Raw genomic sequence first — 22,451 nt, 5'->3', positions numbered from 1 at the left:
TCTCCGGCAGACCGGACCGTCCCGCTGGACGCCGGACTGTCCGGTTCGCTCGGCGGCAGCGGGCCCGGCGGGGTAGAACGGACCTCATGGACCTCACCGACCAGCCCGCCGCCCTGCTCCCCGGTGACGTGCGGATGCCCCTGCTCGGCTTCGGCACCTGGCAGGCCACCGGCCAGGCCGGCTACGACGCCGTGCTGGCCGCGCTCGACACCGGCTACCGACACATCGACACCGCCACCGTGTACGGCAACGAGCGGGAGGTCGGCCGGGCGGTGCGGGAGAGCGGGCTGCGCCGCGAGGACGTCTTCATCACCACCAAGCTCCCGCCGAACCGGGTGGGTCAGGAGCGCGCGACGCTGGAGGCGAGCCTGGAGGCGCTCGGCGTCGACCACCTGGACCTCTGGTTGATCCACTGGCCGCCGTCGTCACCGTCGGACAGCATCCCGCTGTGGCGCGAGTTGCTCGCCGCCCGGGACGAGAACCTGACCCGGGCGATCGGCGTCAGCAACTACAGCACCGGGCAGATCGACGAGTTGATCCAGTCGACCGAGGAGAACCCGGCGGTCAACCAGATCGAGTGGAGTCCGGCGTTGTACGACAGGCAGCGGCACGCCGAGCACCGGGACCGGGGAGTCGTGCTGGAGGGGTACAGCCCGTTCAAGACCAGCGACCTCAGCGACCCGGTGCTCACCAGGATCGCGGCCGCGCACGACGTCTCTCCGGCGCAGGTGGTACTGCGCTGGCACATCGACCACGAGATCGTGGCGATCCCGAAGTCGGTGACGCCGGAGCGGATCACCGCCAACTTCGACGTCTTCCATTTCGCCCTGACCGCGGAGGAGATGCGCGACATCGACGCGCTCGGCAGCGCCTGACCCCCGGCGGTTTCCTTCAGCTTCCGTCTTAGCTGTGAAGGGTATCGACATCGACGATCGTGACGGTATAGCGTGCCCGTCATCACGATCGTCGATCCGTTCGTGCCCGTCGTCGCTGGAGGATCGCCATGACCCGATCACCATCCGTCCGTCTCCGCCGCCGCGGGGTGCTCGGCATCCCCGCCCTGGTCGTCGCCGCGTTGGCAGTCGTCGCCCGCCCCGACCCGGCACGTGCCGCACCGAAGGCCGAGTGCCTCGCCGACCTGCTCCAGGACGCCTGATGGCGACGATCCCGTGGCTCGTGGACGTGCTGCGAGGCGCCGGGGTCCAGGTCGTCGTCGAGGGCGACTGGCTCAACCGGATGCGACCCGGCTCCTTCGACCCGATCGGTGTGCTCTGGCACCACACCGCCTCCACCAGCAGCGCGAGCAACCCGCACCCGGCGCTCGGCATCTGTATCAACGGCCGGTCCGACCTGCCCGGGCCGCTGTGCCAGGCGCTGGTCGACTACCACGGCGTCTTCCACGTCATCTCCGCCGGCCGCTGCAACCACGCCGGGGTCAGCGGCGGCAGCGGGCCGATCCCGGCCGGGGACGGCAACACCCTGATGATCGGGTGGGAGATCGACTACAACGGCGTCAACCAGGAGATGACCGCCGCGCAGTACAACGCGTCGATCGCCGCCACCGCCGCCGTGCTCACCCGCCTCGGCCGGGACAGCAGCTACGCCCGGGGGCACCGGGAGACCAGCACCACCGGCAAGATCGACCCGTCCTTCATCGACCTCAACGTGATGAGGGCCGACGTCGCGGCGAAGATGGCCGGCAGCGGCACGGCATGGTCCTCCACCGTGGACAACACCACCGCCGGCCGGTTCACCGCGAGCGCCAACTGGGGTGTCTCGACGTACTCCAGCCAGCGGTACGGCGCCGACTACCGCTACGCCGACCCGGTCGCCGCCAGCGACCCCGCCTGGTACCGGTTCAACGTGCCGGCGGCCGGCAACTACCGGGTCGAGGCGTGGTGGCCGACGAACAGCGGCTACAACAGCGCCACCCCCTACATCGTCGCCACCAGCACCGGCAACCGCACCGTCTACGTCGACCAGCGGGCGACCGGAGGGCAGTGGCGGACCCTCGGCACGTTCGCGCTGCCGGCCGGTGACGCCAACCGGGTGGCGGTGAGCCGGTGGAGCAACGCCGCCGGCCTGGTCATCGCCGACGCGGTACGCCTCACCCGCGTCTGACCGACCCCGCCGCCCGGCGAAACCGGGCGGCGGGGTGTCGGTGCGTTGATCTAAGGTCATCGCTCCGCCTCATGAAGGAGCAACGTGATCCGTTTCCGCACCATCCTGGCGACCGGTATGACGGCCGCCGCGACGGTCACCCTGTTCGCCGGCCCCGCGCAGGCCGACAGCGTCAGCCGCCACGCGCACGCCCACTTCGACGGCGACGGCAGCATGTTCGTCGACGTGACCCGTCCCGCGGTCGGCGCCACCGTCGTCGACGTCGAGTGGCAGAAGAGCGCGTGTGGCGTCACCGACGGCGTGTACGGCTGCGACAGCGTCTCCCGTCGCGCGTACGACGTGCCGGTCACCCGCTTCTCGTTCTCGTTGACCGACGGCGCGAAGCTCACCGCGACCGTGCCGTACCTGGAGTCTCGGCAGCACTGCGACGTCGTCGACGGGGACGAGATCTGCGGTGAGCGGCAGGAGAGCACGGGCAGCACCGTCCTCAAGGTCACCTGGGTGCCCAACGGCGAGCCGCTCGAGCGGGAGCGGTGGGCGGGCGAGGACGGCACCGTCCACATCAGCACGTCCGCCTGGACGACCGTCTCGGGCAGCGGGTTCGGCAGCACGTACGACGACCCCGCGTCCAGCTTCGGCAAGCTGTCCCGGTCGCGGAGCATCCCGCCGACCGCCTGAGCGGACCGCGAACGACACCAGGGCCGTGCGGTGGTGACCATCTGGTCGCCACCGCACGGCCCTGGCCGTGTCGGTCAGTTACGCGAGCAGGTCGCCCCGTTGAGCGAGAAGCTCGTCGGTGACGAGTACGACCCGTTCAGGGTTCCCTGGTAGCCGAAGCTGGCAGTGCCCCCGGGTGGGATGGACCCGTTGTGGCCGACGTTGCGGGCGGTCACCGCGGAGCCGCTCTGGCTCACCGTGGCGTTCCACGCGTTGGTGACCGTCTGCCCGCTGGGCAGGCTGTAGTTGAGCGTCCAGCCGTTGATCGCGCTGGACCCGGTGTTGGTGACGAGCACGTCGGCGGTGAAGCCGTTGTTCCAGGAGTTGGCCGTGTACTTCACCGCGCAGCTCGCGCCGCCGCCCGGCGGCGGGGTGGTCGGCGGCGGGTTGCCGCCGCCGTTGACGTTCGCCGAGAACGACGTGACCGCGAGGCCGACGCCACCCTGCCACGGCTCGAAGCCGGCCTGGATGCTGGTCAGGTACCAGGAGTTGGTGATAGCGCCCCGGTTGCGGGTGTCGTTGATGAAGTCCAGCACGCTGAAGTTCAGGCTGGAGATCGCGGACGACGCGACGTAGGAGATGACGTTGTTGGAGCCGTTGCTGCCCCGCCAGACCTCCCAGGTGCGGCCGGCCAGGTTGGTGGTGCCGACCACCGAGCCGATGGGCTGGATCGGGCCCTGCCGGTTGAGCCAGATCATGATCTCCATCTGGTTCACCCCGTCCCGCTTGGGAGACGGGTCCAGCCAGATGTCGTACGACGCGTTGTAGGTGGCGCCGCTGACGTAGCGGTAGGAGATGCTGCTGGTCGCACTGCTGATCTGGGACACCTGGATGGGCAGGTTCGTGCCGGGGGAGCAGTTGGTGTAGTGACAACCGAGGAACACCGAGGGGTACGCCGTGGGCGCGCCGTTGGTCGGGCTGCTGCCGTTCAGCGTGGTGATCTCGAAGCCGTTGTTGGTGACGTTGATGCACTGCTGGGCGGTGGTGCCCCAGCGGTTGTTCTGCACCACGTAGCGGCCCTGGATGGTGGTCGAGCCGTACTGCTCGCAGATCAGGGTGTCGGCGGAGGCGGTCCCGCCGAGGGCCACGGCCACCAGTGAGCTGGTGAGGAGGAGCCCGGCGGCGGCCAGGGCCCGAAGTTGACGTTTCATGACGCTCCTTGACTCGGCGCGTGCCGGGCGCCGGATGTGGTGGGGTGGTGCGGGAGCGCTCCCACGCTCAACGACACATTTACATGCTTGAAACTGGGGCGCAACTGCATGCGTCAAACTGGCGAATTGTGAGGATTGCCACGCCCGCGCCGGACGGCCGCCACCCGACGGCCAGCTGAGCGCCGCGAACCGCCGACGAGCGCCGCCGAGCGAGCCGATCGGGGCCTGGTGTGGGCCGATAGCTCCGAGTAGCGTGTTGCCTCCAACGCGTTCCGCTCCCCCTCCGGAGGCGTACACCACCATGGGTGGCTCCCCCCTGCGCATCCTCGTCGTCGGCGCGGGCATCGCTGGCCTCGCCGTGGCCCGGGCGCTGCGCCTGGCGGGCTTCCGGCCGGACGTCACCGACAAGCTGCCGCCGGGGGAGTCCACCGAGACCGGCCTCTACCTGCCCGGTAACGCCGCCCGCGCGCTGCACCGGCTCGACCTGCACGACCCGGTCCGCCCGCTCGGGCAGGTGATCCGCCGGCAGCACTTCTTCGACGCCGCCGGCGCGCACCTCTGCGAGGTCGACCTCGACACCCTCTGGGCCGGCGTCGGCGAGTGCCGGGCGCTGCCCCGGGCCGACCTGCACCGGGTGCTGCTCAGTGGGGCCGGCGGTGCCGTCCGGCACGGCGCCGAGGTCCGCACCCTGGAACTGCTGCCGGGGGCGGTCGGCGTCACCTTCACCGACGGCACCACCACCGAGTACGACCTGGTCATCGGTGCCGACGGGCCACGCTCCTCGGTGCGGGCGCTGGCCGCGCTCGGCGGGCCGCCCCGCCCGGTCGGGCAGGTGGTCTACCGCGCCGTACTGCGCGACGGCCCGCCGGTCGCGGAGTGGACCGCCCTGCTCGGCCGGCGCTCCGGCTTCCTGATGGTGCCCATCGGTGCCGGACGACTGCACCTCTACGCCGACGAGGCCGGCACCGAGGAGCCCGCCAAGCCCCTCGCGCGGCTACGGGAACTCTTCGCCGACTACCGGGGCCCGGTGCCCGAGGTGCTGGCCACCCTCGACGAGGTGCACGTCGGCATCACCGACGAGGTGGAGCTGGGCCGCTGGCACCGGGGACGGGTGCTGCTGGTCGGCGACGCCGCGCACGCCACCGCGCCGACGCTCTCCCAGGGTGCGGCCATGGCGCTGGAGGACGCCGTGGTGCTGGCCGAGTCGCTACGGGCCGCCAACAGCGTGGAGGCGGCGCTCGTGGCGTACGAGAGTCGCCGCCGCCCGCGTACCCGATGGGTGCGGGACCGGACCCGGGACCGCAACCGGACCAGGGACGTGCCGCCGGCGCTGCGTGACCCCCTGCTGCGCGGACGCGGCGGCCGAATCTTCGGGGAGCACTACCGGTTGCTGCTCGGCCCGCTGTAGCCCCGTTGTAGATCGTGTCACGCCACCCCACGCGGCGCTGCGACCTGCCGGGGACTATCCTCCTTGCGGATGACGGCCCGCCGATAACCAGCGTGTGCCGAGCGGGACAACCGAGAACCGGAGGCCACTCGTGACCACCGTCGCACCCAAGCCGGTCGTGACCCGGCCCTGGCCGGTCCGGGAGCCGGTCAAGGGGTCGGCCATCGCGCGGCTGCTGCGAACCACGGACGCGAAGCAGATCGGGATCATGTACATGATCACCGCGTTCGTGTTCTTCATGATCGGTGGCCTGATGGCCCTGATCATGCGGGCTGAGCTGGCCCGACCCGGGCTGCAGTTCCTGTCGCCGGAGCAGTACAACCAGCTCTTCACGATGCACGGCACGATCATGTTGCTGTTCTTCGCGACGCCGATCGTGTTCGCCTTCGCGAACTACATCGTGCCGATCCAGATCGGCGCGCCCGACGTCTCCTTCCCCCGGCTGAACAGCTTCGCCTACTGGCTGTACCTGTTCGGCGGCACGATGGCGACCGCCGGATTCATCACCCCGGGTGGCGCCGCCGACTTCGGCTGGTTCGCGTACGCGCCGCTGAGCAGCGTCGAGCACTCGCCCGGTGTCGGCGCCAACATGTGGATCATGGGTCTGGCCATCTCCGGTCTGGGCACCATCCTCGGCGCGGTGAACATGATCACCACGGTGCTGACCCTGCGCGCGCCCGGCATGACCATGTTCCGGATGCCGATCTTCACGTGGAACATCCTGGTCACGAGCCTCCTGGTGATCCTGGTCTTCCCGCTGCTGGCCGCCGCGCTGTTCGCGCTCGCCGCGGATCGCATCCTGGGCGCCCACGTGTACGACCCCGCGACCGGCGGGCCGATGCTCTGGCAGCACCTGTTCTGGTTCTTCGGGCACCCCGAGGTCTACATCGTCGCGCTGCCGTTCTTCGGCATCATCAGCGAGGTCATCCCGGTCTTCTCCCGCAAGCCGATCTTCGGTTACAAGGGTCTGGTCGCCGCGACCGTCGCGATCGCCGCGCTCTCGATGAGCGTCTGGGCGCACCACATGTTCGCCACCGGTCAGGTGCTGCTGCCGTTCTTCAGCTTCCTGAGCTACCTGATCGCCGTGCCGACCGGTATGAAGTTCTTCAACTGGATCGGCACCATGTGGCGGGGCCAGATCAGCTTCGAGACGCCCATGCTCTGGGCGGTCGGCTTCCTGGTCACCTTCCTCTTCGGTGGTCTGACCGGTGTGCTGCTGGCCAGCCCGCCGATCGATTTCCACGTGTCGGACTCGTACTTCGTGGTGGCGCACTTCCACTACGTGCTCTTCGGCACCATCGTGTTCGCGGTGTTCGCGGGCATCTACTTCTGGTTCCCGAAGATGTTCGGCCGAATGCTCGACGAGCGTCTGGGCAAGGTGCACTTCTGGCTCACCATGATCGGCTTCCACACCACGTTCCTGGTGCAGCACTGGCTCGGCAACGAGGGCATGCCCCGTCGGTACGCCGACTACCTGCCCGGTGACGGCTTCACCACGCTGAACATGATCTCCACGATCGGCGCGTTCATCACCGGTATCTCCACGCTGCCGTTCATCTACAACTGCTGGAAGTCGTACAAGACCGGCCCGGTGGTCGAGGTGAACGACCCCTGGGGTCACGGCAACTCGCTGGAGTGGGCGACCACCAGCCCGCCGCCGCTGCGCAACTTCGACCGGATGCCCCGCATCCGCTCCGAGCGGCCGGCGTTCGACGCGAAGTTCCCGGAGCTGGCCGCCGGCGGCCAGAGCCTGGCCGGCCCGCCGGAGGGTGGCGCCAAGCCGCTCACCAGCGAGTCCGACGGTGGCGCCAGCTACCGCGAGGACACCGCCAGCGACATCGACCGGCACTGACGCTCCACGCTCGGCAGCACGACGGGCGCCGCCCCCGGGACCACCCGGGAGCGGCGCCCGTCGCCATTGCCAACCCGTCCCCGCTCGGCCCCCGGCCCCTGCGCTGGCTCGGCCCCCGGCCCCTGCGCTGGCTCGGCCCCCGGCCCCTGCGCTGGCTCGGCCCCCGGCCCCTGCGCTGGCTCGGCCCCCGGCCCCTGCGCTGGCTCGGCCCCCGGCCCCTGCGCTGGCTCGGCCCCCGGCCCCTGCGCTGGCTTTGGCCCGGCTGGCGCGGCTCGATCCCATCCGCCCCCTGCCCGTCCGGCGGTGCTGCTTTTCAGCGATATACCTGTGAGTCATAAATATGACTCACAGGTATATCCGCTGTTCGGGTACGTGCCTCCGCAGCAGCAGCGCACGGCGGTTTCACGGGGGCGGTGGCCCCGGTTGCGTCGGGGGATGAGGGGAGGCAGCCCTCAGCGAACGGCGGGGGTGAGGTCCGCCTCGACCGGTGGTGGGGTGGTTGCGGCGGCGCGGCGGCGGCGCAGCTCGATCGGGAGCACGACCAGCGTGACCAGCGCGCCGAGCGCTCCGGTGACCACGAAACCCCAGACCGGCGAGCTGGCGTCGATCACCGCACCGGCGAGCGGCGCGCCGATCGCGATGCCGACGGTGACCGCCGAGCCGTGCAACCCCATCGCCTCGCCGCGTACCTGGGCCGGGACCAGGCGACTCACCGCGTCGGAACCGGCCGCGATCGTCGGCGCGCAGAGCGCGCCGGCCGGGATCAGCGCCAGGGACAGGAGCCACCAGTGCGCGCCGCCCAGCCCGACCGGGATGGTGCACAGGGCGAGTGCGGCGGTCAACGCCAGCGGCGAGAACGAGCGGTGCACAGCCCCGTAGGCGAACCCACCGACCAGCGAGGCGACCGCCCAGATGGCCAACACCGCGCCGGTCCAACCGACCTCTCCGCTGGCCCGCAGCACCGCGACCACCGCGACGTCGGTGCCGCCGAGCACCAGGGTCGCCGCCGCGCTGAGCGCCAGTACGGCTAGCAGTCGCGGAGTCAGCCACTCCCGCCGGGACACCCGCTGTGGCGGGCCGCTCGGCTCCTCGGTGCCCTCGCGGATCGGCGGGTTGACCACCCACAGGGCGATCCCGGCGGCGACGATGCCGCCGCCGACCAGGTACATGGTGGTCTGCGCGGAGATCGCGGTGACCAGGGCCACGGCCAGCGCCGGGCCGATCATGAACGACAGCTCCACCGACATGGAGTCCAACGCGTACGCCGGGCGACGCTGGTCCTCCGGGACCAGCGCGGCGATCGACTGCCGGACCACGGAGAAGATCGGCAGCGCCAGCGAGCCGGCCACGAAGGCGAGCGGCAACAGCAGGGGGTACGGCAGTGTCGGCGCGGTGGACCAGAAGATCGCCTCGGCGATGCCGGTGAGCACCAGCACCGGGCGTAGGCCCCGCCGGTCCACCAGTCGGCCGAGGATCGGCCCGCCGATCGCCGCGCCCACCGTGACGGCCGTGCCCACCAGGCCGGCGGCTCCGTAACCTCGGCCGAGGTCGAACACCACGTGGAAGGTCAGCGTCACACCGGTCGCGGTGAGCGGGATGCGGGCGAGGACGGCCACCACCAGCAGCGACCGCAGGCCGGGCAGCGCGAGTGCCTGCCGGTAAGGCTTCATGTTCACGTGGGTCCGTACCTCCGGCGACATCCTCGACGGGAGACGGCCCGATGGCCAACCATTTACGCCCTCATGCGGCAGTGATCACAGGATCCCCGTGCAGAGTCACCCCGGCGCCCTCCATCGCACGCAGCGCCACGTCGGTGGTCGCCGGGGCGACGGCTGCGGTCAGTTCGAGCAGCACGGTGGTGGCGAAACCCTCCCGGGCGGCGTCCAGCGCGGTCGCCCGTACGCAGTGGTCGGTGGCGATGCCGACCACGTCGACCCGGTCCACGTCGTGCCGGCGCAGCCAGTCGGCCAGGCACTCGCCGCCGTCGGCGTGCCCCTCGAACCCGGAGTACGCCGCCGCGTGCTCGCCCTTGTGGAAGATCGCCTCGATCCGACCGGTGTCGAGTTCGGGGTGGAACTCCGAGCCGCTGGTCCCGACCACGCAGTGCCGGGGCCAGGACTCCACGAAGTCCGGCGGATCGCCGAAGTGAGCGCCCGGGTCGACGTGGTAGTCCTTCGTGGCGACGACGTGTGTCCACCGGTCCGGCTCTCCGGCGAGCAGCCGGGAGATGCCCGCGGCCACCCCCGCGCCGCCCGCGACGGCCAACGAGCCGCCCTCGCAGAAGTCGTTCTGCACGTCCACGATGATCAGCGCGTTGGCCATCGGGTTCCCTTTCCAGATCGGGTCGGCGGGAGGGCTCAGCCAGCGGGTACGACGGTGACCGGCACGGCCGGGTCGCCGGCCGACAGTTTCAACCCCTCCCAGGGGATGGAGATCAGGCACTCCCGCAGGTGCTCCCGGGACTGGTCGAGGGTGGGCAACGACACCGGCTCGCCGCCGACCACGTACGAGTGCTGGAGCATGCGGTCGTTGGGCTTCCGGTCCGGCACACCCTGCGGGACGATGATCTCCTCCGTGGCGGTGCCGGTCGGCTTGTGCCGGCGGACCGCGACCTTACGACCGCCGATCGTCGCCTTCTGCTCGGAGCGCTTCACCACCGGCCGTCCCTCGACCTCGACGAGCTTGTAGACCAGCCCGGCGGTCGGCGCTCCGGAGCCGGTGACGACTGCCGTGCCGGCGCCGTACATGTCCACCGGTTCGGCGGCCAGCGCGGCGATCGCGTACTCGTCGAGGTCGCCGGACACGATGATCTTGGTTTCGGTGGCGCCCAGCGAGTCGAGCAGTTCCCGGGATTGCTGGGCGATCACGGCCAGGTCACCCGAGTCGATCCGGACGGCTCGCAGCTCCGGCCCGGCCACCGCGATCGCGTTGCGGATGCCCTGGCTGATGTCGTACGTGTCGACCAGCAGCGTGGTGTCCTTGCCCAGCGTGGCGACCTGCGAGGCGAACGCCGCCCGCTCGTCGTCGTGCAGCAGGGTGAACGCGTGCGCCGCCGTGCCCGCCGTCGGGATGCCGTAACGCGCGCCGGCGGCGAGGTTGGACGTGAACCGGAAGCCGGCCAGGTACGCGGCCCGCGCCGCGGCCACCGCGGCCTCCTCGTGCGCCCGACGCGAGCCCATCTCGATGAGCGTCCGGCCCCGTGCCGCGGTCACCATGCGTGCCGCCGCCGCGGCCACCGCGCTGTCATGGTTCAGCACGGAGAGCACCAGTGTCTCGAGCACCACGCACTCGGCGAAGCCCCCGGAGACGGTGAGGATCGGTGAGCCGGGAAAGAACAGCTCACCCTCGGCGTACCCGTCGATGTCGCCGGTGAAGCGGTAGTCGGTGAGCCACGCGGCGGCCGCTTCGTCGACCACGCCGGTCCGGCGCAGGAAGTCGACCTCGGTGGGGTCGAACCGGAAGTCGCGGATCAGCTCGACCAGCCGGGCGGTGCCGGCGACCACGCCGTACCGGCGGCCACTGGGCAGCCGGCGGGTGAACACCTCGAAGACACACCGGCGGTCGGCGGTGCCGTCCCGCAGTGCCGCGCTGACCATGGTCAGCTCGTAGTGGTCGGTCAGCAGCGCGGGTCGGTTGTCGCTCACCGCCCCAGCCTAAGGTTCAGCCCGCGTCGCCGCCCTCGTGGCCCGGGATCGAGCGCAACGCCGCCCACAGCTCGGTGCGGCCGGTCACGCCGAGCTTGGCGTAGATCCGCTGGAGGTGGTTCTCCACCGTGCGGGCCGAGAGGTAGAGGCGTTCGGCGATGGCCCGGCTGGGAGCGCCGTGTGCGGCGAGACGGGCCACCTGCCATTCCCGCTCGGTGAGCACCGGCGCCCCGGCGTGCAGCGCCGGCGTCCGGATCAGGTCACAACGCCCGAGCAACCCGGCCAGGCGCTCCCGCGCGTCGTTGACCGCTGCCGAGTGCTGCCGGCGCAACCGCTGCACGGCCTGGGAGGTGGCCTCGGCCGCGTACACGGTCAACTCCAGGGCGGCGTAGTCGTCGGCGACCGCGAGCAGGTCGGTGGCCGAGTCGGTCACCGCGGCGCGGGCGTGCCGGGCCAGCAGCGGCGGGAGCACCCCGTCGACCCGTTCGGAGAGCTCGGCGAGGCGCTGGGCCACTGTCCGGCGGCCACCGTCGGAGCAGGTGGGACCGACCGCCATGCTCGCCTGGTCCAGCCGCACCAGGTCGTGCAGGACGTGCACCTCGTGCCCGGCGAAGCCATCCGCGCGCAACCGGTCCACCAGGTCGCCGAGGTGCTTGACCGCGCCCGGCAGGTCGCCCGACGCGGCGAGGGCCGCGCCCCGGGCCTGCTCCAACCACGGATACAGCACCGCCATGCCCGGCGCGTGGGTGCGGTCCGCCTCGGCCATCGCCGCGGTCGCCTGCGCGGCGTCACCGCGGAGCGCCGCCGACTGGGCGCGCTCGGCCTGGGCCAGACCGGCGTAGACCCGGCTGGTGGCCAGCACCGCGCAGGCGCCCAGGGCGGTCCGCATGGCCGCGTCGCTCTGCCCACGCATCCGGGCCGCGTACGCCTGGAGGATGGCGAGGTAGCCGGTGCCGAGCCGGAAGTCACCGGCACCGGCGAGGTCGGCGAACTCGTCGGCGACGATCGCGTCGATCCCGGCAAGGTCGCCGGTGAGCATGAGTCGGGTGCCCCGGGCCAGTTCCAGTGCCAACTGCAGGTACGGCATGTCGGTGCGCCAGTTGGCGGCGGCGGAGTGCACCTGGGCGATCGCCGTACCGCTGCGGTTGAGCTGGCCCTGAGCGGCCTGCACGTACGCGATGGTGGAGCGCGCCAGTTCGCGGGCGGCGACGCCGGCCGCCGGTCGGTCGAGGACGCGTTGGCTGAGTCGCACGGCCGTCGTCGTGTCCATCCCGTGCAGACGCATGATCGCCTCGAAGGCGTGCACCCGGGACCGGTCGGCGGAGTCGCCCAGTTGCTCGACCCGACTCGCGATCTCCTCCACCGTGGACTGTCGGCTCAACCCCCAGTAGCTGACCATCCCGCGCACCGTCAGCCAGCGGCAGAGTCGCCGTTCGTCGCCGGGTTCGGGGGTCACCGCGTCGAGGACTCCGATCGCCTCCTCGGGCCGGTCGGCGAACATCAGGATCGTGGCCAGCAGCTCCGCCGCGTCCGAACCGCCGTCGGCGTTGAGCGCGGCGCGCGCCAGGCGGGTGGCCAGCGGCACGTCGTAGCGGGTGAACGCCTGGACCGCGGCATCCAGCAGCAGCGCCGGGTCCTGTGCGGTGCCCGAGTCGAGGCGCCAGACCGCCACCCGCAGCAGGTCGTCGCGGCGGCGCTTGCCGACCTGTTCGAGCAACTCCGCGAGGTGCGCCTGGAGGCGGCGGGTGCGGCTGACCGGGCAGCGGCGGCGCATCACCTCGCCGTAGAGCGGGTGGGCCAACCGGACGTCGGTCCGCCGGTCGTGCTGGATCACACTGATCAGGCCGCGTTCCTCGGCGGTCTCCACATCCGCCTGGTCGGCCGCCTGCTTGAGCAGGTGCAGACCGAGTGGTTCGCCGAACGCCACCAGCTCGACGACGGCGCGGACGCCGTCGGTGAGCTTGCCGACCCGGGTGTCGATCAGGTCGGTGAGGTTGGGCGCCAACTCCAGCCGCCCGGTCCACTTCCAGATCCCGTAGGTGCGCTTCAGCTCGGCGCTGCCGCTGGCGGCGTGCACCAGCTCGCGTAACAGCAGCGGGTTGCCGGCCGAGAGCTCACCGAGCCGGTCGGATGAGCCGGCGTCGACCGGGCCGCCGAGGATGGCCGCCAGCAGCCCCGCCGTCTCCTCCTGTGGCATCGGGCTCAGCTCGACGTGCTCGACCAGGTCGTCGGTCCAGAGTGCGCGGATCGGCAGCGGAATCTGCTCGCCGTCGCGCAGGGTGCCGACCACTGTGGCGTTCTCCGCACGGGCGACCAGGTGCACCAGCGCCGCCGAGGGCGGGTCGAGCAGGTGGGCGTCGTCGATGGCGAGCACGATGCGTCGGCCCGCCGCCTGCTGTTGCAGCACGTTGAGGGCCCAGCGCAGGATGCCGGCGGGGGACAGGCCCTGGGGTTGCTCGGCGGGGAGGACCTGCACCAGCCCACCGAACGGCAGCGCGGCGGTGGTGGCGCTGGCCGCGATGGACCAGATCGCGAACCGGTCGGTGGGCAACGCGTTGACGCCCTCGCGCAGTAACCGGCTCTTGCCGATGCCTGCGCTGCCGCTGAAGAAGAGCCCGCGCCCAGCCTCGCCGGTCACCGCCGCCAGCAGGCGGTTCAGCTCGTCCGTCCGGCCGACGAACTCCCATCGACTCATCCGCGCAGCATATCGATCGGAATCCGTCCGCGCCCGTACCGTCACGGAACGAAGTTGAGTAGTCGCACAATTACCGATGAGTATCCGATGTGTTCCGCGCGGTCGCCGGCCCGCCCGTACTGTTCGGGCATCCGGGTTGTGCACCGGCTCTACCACGCGACCGCCGTAACCGGTCACCTGCCACGGGAGGTCACCTGATGAAGCAGGGCCCTCTCCCCTCGGTCGACTCGCCGGACGACATGGCCGGCCCAGCCGACCTGCCCATCTGCGGCCCGCTGCCCGCCCGGGTCGGCGTGACCGGCCCCGCCCCGGAGGAACCGCTCGGCGTGGTCGCCGTCGGCCCGGCCGGCGCCGACCGGCGTGCCGTGCTCGCCACTCTGCTCGGGCTCGACCCGGTCATGCTCACCGTGCCGACCGGCAGTTGGCTGGTGGTGCGCAACGCCAAGGTGCCCACCCGGGCCGCGTTCGTGCCCGGCTACCGCCAGCCGCACTCCTACGGCGCGGACCGCAACGCCGCCGGCCCGGCGTTGGCCCGTCCGCCCCGGCGTGTCGAGCTGAGCGTGCCCGAACCACTTCTGCGGCACTTCACCCTGATCGACAGTCCGGACACCGCCATCCTGGGCGTGGCCGGCACCCGGGTGCTGCTCGACGCGGTGGGCCGGGCCGGCGCGCTGCTCTTCGTGATCGCTGCCGACCAGGCGTTCACCGCCGCGGAGCTGACCCTGCTCACCGAGGTCGCCCCGACCTCGGTGGAGGTCGTCTTCGCGGTGACCCCGGGTGCGACGGGTTGGGCCCCGTCGGCCGACGGTGCGGCGACTACGGAGGGCGCGGGGGCGTCCGTCCCGCCGGCCGAGGGTGCGGCGACGGAGGTCGACTCGGCCTCGGTGAGCGTGGCGGCACACCGCGCGGCGCTGTTGGCCGCCGTGCCGGCGCTGGCCGGCGCGCGGTGGTTCGCGGTCGGTGACGCCGACTCCGCCGCCGATCTGCGGCGGGCGCTCGTCGGTTGGTCGTCGCGGGAGGGCCTGCAGCGGGCCAGTGTCGACCCGCCGGTGTTGCCGGGCGGGCAGGGCCGCATCCCGGTGGTCGCCGACCCCGGCGACTGGTCCGAGCGACTCGACCGGCACACCCGCTCGTGCGCCCAGCGGATCCGCCAGCACCTCGCCCTGGAGTTGGCGAACATCCACCTGCGGGCGGTCCAGGAGATCGTGTTCGGGGTCGGGTGCGCGGGCCTACCGGACCTGCTGGACCGGGAGATGGCGGCGTTGTCGCTGTTGGCCACCGCGCAGTGCGACCAGGCGGTGCGCGGAATCGTGACCGACGTCGCGGGCCGGGTGCTCGGCGCACCGCCGACCGAGGGCGTGCGGCGGCGGATCGCCACCGCCGTGCAGTACGGCCTGGTCGACGACCGGCCCGGCCACGAGCTGGACAAGGTGCTACTGATCACCAGCACGGCCGGGGTCGCGACGTTGACCGGCCCGGAGGCGATCGACGCCCTCGCGAGCTATCCGGCGGCGGCCCGCGCCGAGGTGCTCCCGCCGGTCGCGGTCGCGCTGTCCGGCGGGTGCTGGCAACAGTGGCGTACGCCGGGCAACGACGACCACAGCGCGGCGCGGGCCTGGTCCCAGCGGGCGGTGCGGGAGGTCGAGCTGGGGTTGTCCCGGGAGATCTCCCGTCGGTTCGAGGTGATCCGTCTCTCGCTGGGCGCGGTGCTCTCCGATGCAGTCGACCACGGCATCCTGCTGGCCTGACCGCGCGGTGGCACCTCGGTCCGAGTTCGTCTCGCACCGCGCGTCGGACGGCGTGCGGGGCGACTCAGGCGTGCCCGGAGTAGGCGATCCACGACGGGCCGGCGTTCCGGTTCCTCGGTTCCGGGAAACCGGTGGCACGATGGGGGGCATGGCGGCTCCGCAGGTTGCACCGGTCGAGACGCCGGCCACTGACGAGGTGCCGGCGTCCGACCGGCAGTGGGTGACGATCGTGTGGGACGACCCGGTCAATCTGATGACGTACGTGACCTGGGTCTTCCAGAAGCTTTTCGGCTACAGCCGGGAGAGGGCCGAGCAGCTGATGCTGGACGTGCACCACAAGGGCCGTGCCGTGGTCTCCACCGGTGCCCGGGAGCGGATGGAGCACGACGCGTCGCAGCTGCACGCGTACGGGCTGTGGGCGACGGTGGACAAGTCGTGAGCATGTTCCGTCGCCAGGCCGGCTGCTACGTCGCCACGTTCGCCGTGGACGAGGCGCGGGTGTTGCGCAAGGTCGCCTCCGAGGTGGTCGGCCTGCTCACCGATGGCTTCGACCACACCGACCCGGTCGTCGGTCGGCTCTTTCCCGCCGTCTACCCGCAGGACGCCTCGGGCACGGCGGAGTTCCGCCGCTACACCGAGGGCGACCTGAAGACCGCCAAGATCGACCAGGCGGGGGCGATCCTGGCCGCGCTGCCCGACGAGGCCGGTGGTGAGGTGCGGCTGGACGCCGAGGCGGCCGAGGCGTGGTTGCGGGCGCTCAACGACGCCCGGCTCGCGATGGGTGTCCGGCTGGAGATCAAGGACGGCACGGATCTGGGCGAGGAGTTGGACGACGCGGTCGCCGAGGACCCGGCGTCCAGCCGGGTGTTCCAGCTTTCGGTCTACGCGTACCTCGGATATTTGCAGGAGTCGCTGCTCAACGCCTTGATCGACTAGGCGTGACCGGCACCACTTCGGTGTGTGGTCGTCAGGCGTTAGGCTGGTGCTCGTGCTGAGCATCGACCGGTCGATCATTGACGCGATCGTCGCCCACGCGCGCCGGGATCACCCCGACGAGGCGTGCGGCGTGGTCGCCGGGCCCGTCGGCAGCGACACCCCGACCCGGCACATCCCGATGGACAACGCCGCGCGGTCGATGACCTTCTACGAGTTCGACTCGATGGAGCACCTGCGGGTGTGGCGGGAGATGGACGACCGGGACGAGGAGCCCGTCGTCATCTACCACTCGCACACCGCCACCGAGGCGTACCCGTCGCGGACGGATGTCTCCTTCGCCGGCGAGCCGGGCGCGCACTACCTGCTCGTCTCGACCCGTGAGCCCGACTCGGAGGAGATCCGGTCGTTCCGGATCGTCGACGGTGTGGTCACCGAGGAGCCGGTCCAGGTCGTGGAGGCCGGCGTCGACCCGCATGCCGTCCAGTCCTACATGTTCGGGCAGAGCCCGGCGACGGTCGACTACGAGTGTTCCGGCCGCTGATCCTCAGCGTCCGCATTCGTCTCGTCCCGCCACCGTAGGCACACCCGATCGAGGAGCTCGACATCATGGCCATTGAGGTTCGCATCCCCACCATCCTGCGCAGCTACACCGGCGGCGCCAAGGTCGTCGACGGCACCGGCGACACCCTCGCCGATCTGCTCAACGACCTGGACTCCCGGCACGGCGGCCTGCGCGGCCGACTGATCACCGAGACGGGCACGTTGCACCGCTTCGTCAACGTCTACGTCAACGACGAGGACGTCCGCTTCCTCGGTGCGCTGGACGCCAAGCTGTCCGACGGCGACAGCGTCACCATCCTGCCGGCCGTGGCGGGCGGCGCGTTCGGCTTCGCCGCGGCGGCGGCGATCAGCTCGCACAGCGCCGCGGCAGCGGCGATCAGCTCGCACAGCGCCGCGGCGGCGGCGATCAGCTCGCACGGCGCCGCGGCAGCGGCGGTGCGCGGCGCCGTCGCGGCTCGCTGAGGTCGGCCGCCATGGCGCGGTACGACAGTCTGCTCGACGCGTGCGGGGGCACACCGCTGGTGGGTCTGCCCCGGCTCTCTCCGACGGTGCCCGACGGGGCGCCGCCGGTGCGGCTCTGGGCCAAGCTGGAGGACCGGAATCCGACCGGCAGCATCAAGGACCGCGCGGCGCTGTTCATGGTGCGGGCGGCCGAGGAGGCCGGTCGGCTCCGCACGGGTGACACCATCCTCGAACCGACGAGTGGCAACACCGGCATCTCGTTGGCGATGGTGGCCAAGTTGCGCGGCTACCGGTTGGTCTGCGTGATGCCGGAGAACGTCTCCACCGAGCGGGTGCAGCTGCTCCGCATGTACGGGGCCGAGATCATCTTCTCGCCGGCGGCGGGCGGGTCCAACCAGGCGGTCGCCACGGCCAAGCAGATCGCGCTGGAGCACCCCGACTGGGTGATGCTCTACCAGTACGGCAACGAGGCCAACGCTCGGGCGCACTACGAGACGACCGGGCCGGAGCTGCTGCACGACCTGCCCACCATCACGCATTTCGTGGCCGGGCTCGGCACCACCGGCACGTTGATGGGCACCGGTCGCTACCTGCGGGAGAAGGTCGACGGCATCCAGGTGGTGGCCGCCGAGCCGCGCTACGGCGAGCTGGTCTACGGCCTGCGCAACATCGACGAGGGGTACGTGCCGGAGCTGTACGACGCCTCGGTGCTGTCCCGGCGGTTCTCGGTCGGCACCCGGGACGCGGTGCTGCGGACCCGGCAGCTGGTCGAGGTGGAGGGCATCTTCGCCGGCTTCTCCACCGGTGCCATCCTGCACGCCGCGCTCGCTGTGGCGCACGAGGCGGTCCGGGACGGCCGGCGTGCCGACGTGGCCTTCGTGGTCTGCGACGGCGGGTGGAAGTACCTGTCCACCGGCGCGTACGGTGGCACGCTCGCCGACGCCGAGGACGCCCTGGAGGGGCAGCTCTGGGCCTGACCGGTGGGTTTCTCGTCACGGGCCGTCGACGTGTGTCGGCGGCCCGTACGCTGTCCGCCACGCCGTGAGCGGGTGTCACGTTCGTGACAAGTTCCGTTGGATCATTCTTGCCGCCGGGCCCCCGGGCGTAGGCTGCGCAGCGTGACGCACGCGTCGGTAGAGATCACGGCTGGAGCGTTGGCCGACATGAGTGCTACTGACAGTGACAGCGAGACGACTCGATGCGACTGACAGTCCTTGGCTGCGCCGGCAGCTTCCCCGGCCCCGAGGCACCGTGTTCGGCCTACCTCGTCGAGGCCGACGGTTTCCGGCTCCTGGTCGACTTCGGCTCGGGTTCGCTGTCCAGCCTCCAGCGGTACGCGGGCCTGCACGCCCCGGACGCGATCCTGCTGACCCACCTGCACTGCGACCACATCCTCGACGCCGTCACCTACGTGGTGGTCCGCCGGTACGCCCCGGAGGGCCCCTATCCGCCGTTGCCGGTGTACGCGCCGTCCGGCGCACCGGACCGGCTCAGCGCCGCGTACGGCGACGACGGAACCGTCGAGGACGTCTACCAGTTCTACGCACTCCAGCCCGGCACCTTCCCGATCGGCCCGTTCTCGGTCACCGTCGACCGGGTCAACCACCCGGTCGAGACGTACGGGGTGCGGCTGGAGCACGGTGGCCGGTCGCTGTGTTACTCGTCGGACACCGCGCCCTGCGACGCGTTGCTGCGGTTGGCCCAGAACGCCGACATGTTCCTCTGCGAGGCCAGCTACCTGGACGGGGTGGACAACCCACCGGACCTGCACCTGACCGGCCGGGAGGCCGGCGAGACGGCGACCAAGGCCGCGGTGGGTCGGTTGCTGCTCACCCATCTGGTCGCGGCGTGGGGCAGCGAGGCGCACACGTTGGAGTCGGCGGCAGCGGCGTACGCCGGGCCCATCGACGTGGTTCGTCCCGGCGCCAGTTACGACGTCTGACCCACCCCGTCCCGGTCAGGGTGGGCCGGGCCGCGGTGTTGTGCCGTACTGTTCGCCAACCGGTCAGCGGACGGTCGTCTGACGCACCAGTGGCACCCGCACGGTGTGGGCATGCGGATCGCCATCGTGACCGAGTCGTTCCCACCGGACGTGAACGGCGTCGCGCACTCAGTGGTGCGCACGGCGGAGCACCTGCTCGACCGGGGGCACGAGCCGGTCGTCATCGCGCCCGCCCCGCCCGGTGCCGGTCGGCAGAACACCGACCGTCTGCCGTACCCGGTGGTGCGCATCCCCAGCGTGCCGCTGCCCCGATACCAGGGTTTCCGGTTGGGCGTGCCGACCACCACCCGGCTGACCGGCGCGTTGCTGTCGGCCGAGCCGGACGTGGTCCACCTGGCCAGTCCGTTCGTCCTCGGCGCACGGGCGGCCACGCTGGCCGGCCGGCACGGGCTGCCCATGGTGGCGGTCTACCAGACCGATGTGGCCGCGTACGCGCGGGCGTACCGGGTGAGCTGGGGCGAGGCGGCGGCCTGGCGGCGGATCCGGGAGATCCACAATTCGGCGCAGCGCACCCTCGCCCCGTCCACCCGGGCCGCGGCCGACCTGATCGCGAACGGGGTGCAGCGGATCTGGCTGTGGCGTCGTGGCGTGGACGCCGTGCGCTTCGACCCGGCCAAACGGTGTGCGGCGCTGCGGGAGCGGCTGGCGCCCGACGGTGAGCTGCTGATCGGCTACGTCGGCCGGCTCGCCCCGGAGAAGCGCGTGGAGCTGTTGGCGGCGACGTCGCGGCTGCCCGGTGTGCGGGTGGTGGTGGCCGGTGACGGCCCGGCCCGCCGGCAGTTGGCCCGGGAGTTGCCCGGGGTGACCTTCCTCGGCGTGCAGCAGGGCGACGACCTGGCCCGGCTCTACGCCAGCCTGGATCTGTTCGTGCACACCGGACCGCACGAGACCTTCGGTCAGACCATCCAGGAGGCGTTGGCCTCCGGGGTGCCGGTGGTGGCACCGGCCAGCGGGGGCCCGGTCGACCTCATCGACCCGGGCGTGACCGGGTCGTTGGTGCCGCCGAACGACGGCGCCGCGCTCGCCGCGGCGGTGGCCGACCTGGCCGGCGACGCCGACCGGCGGCGGGCCTACGGGGTGGCCGCCCGCGTCGCGGTCAGTCGCCGTAGCTGGTCGGCCGTCGGCGACGAGTTGATCGGGCACTACCACGCGGTACGCGCCGTGGCCGCCACCGTCGGCCTGCCGGCCGCCTCGTGAACGGGGCTGCGGGCGGTCTGCGGATCGTGCGGCTCGCCAACTTCGTGACCGCCCGCTCGGGTGGTCTGCGGACCGCGCTGCGACACCTCGGCGAGGGCTACCGGGCGGCGGGACACGATCCGGTGCTGGTGATCCCCGGCAGGCGTGCCGCCGACGAGTCGTACCCGTGGGGGCGGGTGATCACCCTGCCGGGCCCGGAGATGCCGGGCAGCGGCGGTTACCGGCTGCTCGCCGGCCGGCGTCGGCTGGCCCGGCTCCTCGCCGATCTGGCACCGGACCGGTTGGAGGTGTCCGACCGGTCGTCGCTGCGTTGGACGGGCCGGTGGGCGCGGGCGCACGGGGTGCCGTCGGTGATGGTCTCGCACGAGTCGCTGACCGGGCTGCTCGGCCAGTGGGGTGTGCCCCACCCGCTGCGCAGGTCGACCGCCGACCGGCTCAACCGGGCGACCGGCCAGGCGTACGACCGGATCGTCTGCACGACCCGCTGGGCGGCCGAGGAGTTCGACCGCATCGGTGCCGGCAACGTCGAGCTGGTGCCACTCGGGGTTGACCTGGACACCTTCTCGCCGGACCGGGCCGACCCGGGGTTGCGCGCCCGGTACGCCGACCCGGGCGAGTTGCTGGTGGTGCACTGCGCTCGGCTGTCCCCGGAGAAGCGGCCGGAGTTGGCCGTCCAGGCCCTCGCCGAGTTGCGTCGGTCCGGCGTACCGGCGGTGCTGGTGATGGTCGGCGACGGCCCGCTGCGCGGCGCGCTCGCCCGGCGGGCGGAAGGTCTGCCGGTCACCTTCACCGGCTTCCTGCCGGACCGTGCCGCGGTGGCCGCGTTGCTCGCGAGCGCCGACGTCGTGCTCGCGCCCGGCCCGGTGGAGACGTTCGGTCTCGCCGGGCTGGAGGCGTTGGCCTGCGGCACCCCGGTCGTCGTCAACGCGGCAAGCGCCCTGCCCGAGGTGATCGGAGCCGCCGGTCTGGCCGCGTACGGCTCGGGGGAGTCGATGGCCGCGGCGGTGACCCGCCTGGCGGGCCGACCGGAGGCGCAGCGGCGACTGGCCGCCCGGGCGCGGGCCGAGGAGTTCGGGTGGCCGGCCGCCGTCGCCGGGTTCCTCCGCGTGCACCGCGCGAACGCGCCCGTGGGCACCCCGAGCGAGGTGGATCCCCGCACCGCATAGGGTGCAGGCATGGCGCGACCTGACGGGCGAGGGCCCTCTCAACTCCGACCGGTGACTCTGACCCGAGGCTGGAGCACCCATCCGGAGGGCTCGGTGCTCGTCGAGTTCGGCAACACCCGGGTGCTCTGCACGGCGAGCGTCACCGAGGGGGTGCCGCGCTGGCGCAAGGGCTCCGGGCTCGGGTGGGTGACCGCCGAGTACGCGATGCTGCCCCGCGCCACCAACACCCGCTCGGACCGGGAGAGCGTCAAGGGCCGCGTCGGTGGACGCACCCACGAGATCTCCCGGCTGATCGGCCGTAGCCTGCGGGCCGGCATCGACCTCAAGGCGCTCGGCGAGAACTCGATCGTGCTCGACTGCGATGTGCTCCAGGCCGACGGTGGCACCCGCACCGCCGCGATCACCGGCGCGTACGTCGCCCTGCACGACGCGGTGGGCTGGCTCGCCGCCCGCAAGGCGTTGGCCGGCAAGCCGGAGAAGGTGATGCACCGGTCGGTGGCCGCGGTGAGCGTCGGGATCGTCGCCGGTGAGGCCCGTCTGGATCTCTGCTACGAGGAGGACGTCGCCGCCGAGGTCGACATGAACGTGGTGTGCACCGGCACGGGTGACTTCGTCGAGGTGCAGGGCACCGGGGAGGCGGGCGTGTTCGCCCGGGACCAGCTCGACAGTCTGCTCGACCTGGCCGTCGCGGGTTGCACCGAATTGGCCGAAGCCCAGCGGAAGGCACTTTTCCTCCCGTGAGCGCGAGGAGT

Annotated in this window: 21 protein-coding genes; 16 read left to right on the top strand and 5 right to left on the bottom strand. The window is 71.9% G+C overall.

Annotation, left to right across the window (positions count from 1 at the left end; genetic code table 11):
• The first annotated feature begins 86 nt into the window (after window positions 1–86).
• The 4 genes from O7617_RS06800 to O7617_RS06785 all read left to right on the top strand — a co-directional run bounded on the left by O7617_RS06800 (window position 87) and on the right by O7617_RS06785 (window position 2,799).
• On the top strand, window positions 87–875 hold the full coding sequence (locus O7617_RS06800; RefSeq protein ID WP_282262262.1) for an aldo/keto reductase: 789 nt from the start codon (window positions 87–89) through the stop codon (window positions 873–875).
• 128 nt (window positions 876–1,003) lie between these two features.
• Window positions 1,004–1,156, top strand: a complete 153-nt coding sequence (locus tag O7617_RS06795; RefSeq protein WP_282262261.1) for a hypothetical protein — start codon at window positions 1,004–1,006, stop codon at window positions 1,154–1,156.
• Window positions 1,156–2,121: an N-acetylmuramoyl-L-alanine amidase gene (locus O7617_RS06790; RefSeq protein WP_282262259.1), complete on the top strand. Its 966-nt coding sequence runs from the start codon at window positions 1,156–1,158 to the stop codon at window positions 2,119–2,121. Before O7617_RS06795 ends, O7617_RS06790 begins: the two co-directional genes overlap by 1 nt.
• An 84-nt stretch (window positions 2,122–2,205) precedes the next feature.
• On the top strand, window positions 2,206–2,799 hold the full coding sequence (locus O7617_RS06785; protein WP_282262257.1) for a hypothetical protein: 594 nt from the start codon (window positions 2,206–2,208) through the stop codon (window positions 2,797–2,799).
• Window positions 2,800–2,873: 74 nt separating this feature from the next.
• On the opposite strand, the gene O7617_RS06780 is transcribed toward O7617_RS06785, so the two are convergent.
• On the bottom strand, window positions 2,874–3,989 hold the full coding sequence (locus tag O7617_RS06780) for a cellulose binding domain-containing protein (protein WP_282262255.1): 1,116 nt from the start codon (window positions 3,987–3,989) through the stop codon (window positions 2,874–2,876).
• A 301-nt stretch (window positions 3,990–4,290) separates the two neighbouring features.
• Here O7617_RS06780 and O7617_RS06775 point away from each other — a divergent pair, with 301 nt between their 5' ends.
• Both O7617_RS06775 and ctaD read left to right on the top strand, forming a co-directional pair.
• Window positions 4,291–5,397, top strand: coding sequence for an FAD-dependent monooxygenase (locus O7617_RS06775; protein ID WP_282262253.1), 1,107 nt, complete (start codon window positions 4,291–4,293; stop codon window positions 5,395–5,397).
• Window positions 5,398–5,527: 130 nt separating this feature from the next.
• The gene (ctaD, locus tag O7617_RS06770; RefSeq protein WP_282262252.1) at window positions 5,528–7,288 is read left to right on the top strand and encodes a cytochrome c oxidase subunit I; all 1,761 of its coding nucleotides are present in this window, start codon (window positions 5,528–5,530) and stop codon (window positions 7,286–7,288) included.
• 452 nt (window positions 7,289–7,740) lie between these two features.
• Here ctaD and O7617_RS06765 read toward each other — a convergent pair whose 3' ends face one another.
• Genes O7617_RS06765 through O7617_RS06750 form a run of 4 tightly spaced genes read right to left on the bottom strand, consistent with a single transcriptional unit; the run spans window position 7,741 to window position 13,627 of the window.
• Window positions 7,741–8,988, bottom strand: a complete 1,248-nt coding sequence (locus O7617_RS06765) for an MFS transporter (RefSeq protein WP_282262251.1) — start codon at window positions 8,986–8,988, stop codon at window positions 7,741–7,743.
• 40 nt (window positions 8,989–9,028) lie between these two features.
• A complete protein-coding gene (locus O7617_RS06760; protein ID WP_282262250.1) occupies window positions 9,029–9,610 on the bottom strand; it encodes an isochorismatase family protein in 582 nt (193 codons plus the stop codon).
• Window positions 9,611–9,645: 35 nt separating this feature from the next.
• On the bottom strand, window positions 9,646–10,932 hold the full coding sequence (locus tag O7617_RS06755; protein ID WP_282262249.1) for a nicotinate phosphoribosyltransferase: 1,287 nt from the start codon (window positions 10,930–10,932) through the stop codon (window positions 9,646–9,648).
• Between the two features lie 16 nt (window positions 10,933–10,948).
• Window positions 10,949–13,627, bottom strand: coding sequence for a LuxR family transcriptional regulator (locus tag O7617_RS06750; RefSeq protein WP_282262248.1), 2,679 nt, complete (start codon window positions 13,625–13,627; stop codon window positions 10,949–10,951).
• A gap of 197 nt (window positions 13,628–13,824) precedes the next feature.
• Between O7617_RS06750 and O7617_RS06745 the strand changes: the two genes are divergently transcribed.
• The 10 genes from O7617_RS06745 (at window position 13,825) to rph (ending at window position 22,440) form a co-directional block, all read left to right on the top strand.
• A complete protein-coding gene (locus tag O7617_RS06745) occupies window positions 13,825–15,375 on the top strand; it encodes a hypothetical protein (RefSeq protein WP_282262246.1) in 1,551 nt (516 codons plus the stop codon).
• A 148-nt stretch (window positions 15,376–15,523) separates the two neighbouring features.
• Window positions 15,524–15,814, top strand: coding sequence for an ATP-dependent Clp protease adapter ClpS (clpS, locus tag O7617_RS06740; RefSeq protein WP_030487198.1), 291 nt, complete (start codon window positions 15,524–15,526; stop codon window positions 15,812–15,814).
• 2 nt (window positions 15,815–15,816) lie between these two features.
• Window positions 15,817–16,311 carry a DUF2017 domain-containing protein gene (locus O7617_RS06735; RefSeq protein ID WP_197699390.1) on the top strand — a complete coding sequence of 165 codons (495 nt, stop codon included), beginning with the start codon at window positions 15,817–15,819 and terminating at the stop codon, window positions 16,309–16,311.
• A gap of 52 nt (window positions 16,312–16,363) precedes the next feature.
• Entirely contained in the window at window positions 16,364–16,852 is a 489-nt protein-coding gene (locus O7617_RS06730) for a M67 family metallopeptidase (protein ID WP_088991173.1), read from the top strand.
• Between the two features lie 65 nt (window positions 16,853–16,917).
• Entirely contained in the window at window positions 16,918–17,334 is a 417-nt protein-coding gene (locus O7617_RS06725) for a MoaD family protein (RefSeq protein WP_282262243.1), read from the top strand.
• A gap of 11 nt (window positions 17,335–17,345) precedes the next feature.
• The gene (locus O7617_RS06720) at window positions 17,346–18,311 is read left to right on the top strand and encodes a pyridoxal-phosphate dependent enzyme (protein ID WP_282262241.1); all 966 of its coding nucleotides are present in this window, start codon (window positions 17,346–17,348) and stop codon (window positions 18,309–18,311) included.
• A 221-nt stretch (window positions 18,312–18,532) separates the two neighbouring features.
• Window positions 18,533–19,276: an MBL fold metallo-hydrolase gene (locus O7617_RS06715; protein WP_282262240.1), complete on the top strand. Its 744-nt coding sequence runs from the start codon at window positions 18,533–18,535 to the stop codon at window positions 19,274–19,276.
• Window positions 19,277–19,387: 111 nt separating this feature from the next.
• On the top strand, window positions 19,388–20,533 hold the full coding sequence (locus O7617_RS06710) for a glycosyltransferase family 1 protein (RefSeq protein WP_282262239.1): 1,146 nt from the start codon (window positions 19,388–19,390) through the stop codon (window positions 20,531–20,533).
• Window positions 20,530–21,699, top strand: a complete 1,170-nt coding sequence (locus O7617_RS06705; RefSeq protein WP_282262235.1) for a glycosyltransferase — start codon at window positions 20,530–20,532, stop codon at window positions 21,697–21,699. Before O7617_RS06710 ends, O7617_RS06705 begins: the two co-directional genes overlap by 4 nt.
• Before the next feature lie 9 nt (window positions 21,700–21,708).
• Window positions 21,709–22,440 carry a ribonuclease PH gene (gene rph / locus O7617_RS06700; protein ID WP_282262234.1) on the top strand — a complete coding sequence of 244 codons (732 nt, stop codon included), beginning with the start codon at window positions 21,709–21,711 and terminating at the stop codon, window positions 22,438–22,440.
• Window positions 22,441–22,451 lie beyond the last annotated feature (11 nt).

Origin of the sequence: Micromonospora sp. WMMD1155, assembly GCF_029581275.1 — a bacterium.
Taxonomy (GTDB): domain Bacteria; phylum Actinomycetota; class Actinomycetes; order Mycobacteriales; family Micromonosporaceae; genus Micromonospora.
This window is presented reverse-complemented; position numbering and strand designations above follow the sequence as displayed.

Excerpts from the sequence above, each read along its gene's own strand:
- O7617_RS06725 (WP_282262243.1), top strand. The coding sequence starts at position 16,918 with ATGGCCATTGAGGTTCGCATCCCCACCATCCTGCGCAGCTACACCGGC.
- O7617_RS06765 (WP_282262251.1), bottom strand. The coding sequence starts at position 8,988 with ATGTCGCCGGAGGTACGGACCCACGTGAACATGAAGCCTTACCGGCAG.
- O7617_RS06800 (WP_282262262.1), top strand. The coding sequence starts at position 87 with ATGGACCTCACCGACCAGCCCGCCGCCCTGCTCCCCGGTGACGTGCGG.
- O7617_RS06790 (WP_282262259.1), top strand. The coding sequence starts at position 1,156 with ATGGCGACGATCCCGTGGCTCGTGGACGTGCTGCGAGGCGCCGGGGTC.
- O7617_RS06795 (WP_282262261.1), top strand. The coding sequence starts at position 1,004 with ATGACCCGATCACCATCCGTCCGTCTCCGCCGCCGCGGGGTGCTCGGC.
- O7617_RS06750 (WP_282262248.1), bottom strand. The coding sequence starts at position 13,627 with ATGAGTCGATGGGAGTTCGTCGGCCGGACGGACGAGCTGAACCGCCTG.
- O7617_RS06710 (WP_282262239.1), top strand. The coding sequence starts at position 19,388 with ATGCGGATCGCCATCGTGACCGAGTCGTTCCCACCGGACGTGAACGGC.
- O7617_RS06775 (WP_282262253.1), top strand. The coding sequence starts at position 4,291 with ATGGGTGGCTCCCCCCTGCGCATCCTCGTCGTCGGCGCGGGCATCGCT.
- clpS (WP_030487198.1), top strand. The coding sequence starts at position 15,524 with ATGGCGGCTCCGCAGGTTGCACCGGTCGAGACGCCGGCCACTGACGAG.
- rph (WP_282262234.1), top strand. The coding sequence starts at position 21,709 with ATGGCGCGACCTGACGGGCGAGGGCCCTCTCAACTCCGACCGGTGACT.
- O7617_RS06720 (WP_282262241.1), top strand. The coding sequence starts at position 17,346 with ATGGCGCGGTACGACAGTCTGCTCGACGCGTGCGGGGGCACACCGCTG.
- O7617_RS06715 (WP_282262240.1), top strand. The coding sequence starts at position 18,533 with ATGCGACTGACAGTCCTTGGCTGCGCCGGCAGCTTCCCCGGCCCCGAG.
- O7617_RS06745 (WP_282262246.1), top strand. The coding sequence starts at position 13,825 with ATGAAGCAGGGCCCTCTCCCCTCGGTCGACTCGCCGGACGACATGGCC.
- O7617_RS06780 (WP_282262255.1), bottom strand. The coding sequence starts at position 3,989 with ATGAAACGTCAACTTCGGGCCCTGGCCGCCGCCGGGCTCCTCCTCACC.
- O7617_RS06760 (WP_282262250.1), bottom strand. The coding sequence starts at position 9,610 with ATGGCCAACGCGCTGATCATCGTGGACGTGCAGAACGACTTCTGCGAG.
- O7617_RS06735 (WP_197699390.1), top strand. The coding sequence starts at position 15,817 with ATGTTCCGTCGCCAGGCCGGCTGCTACGTCGCCACGTTCGCCGTGGAC.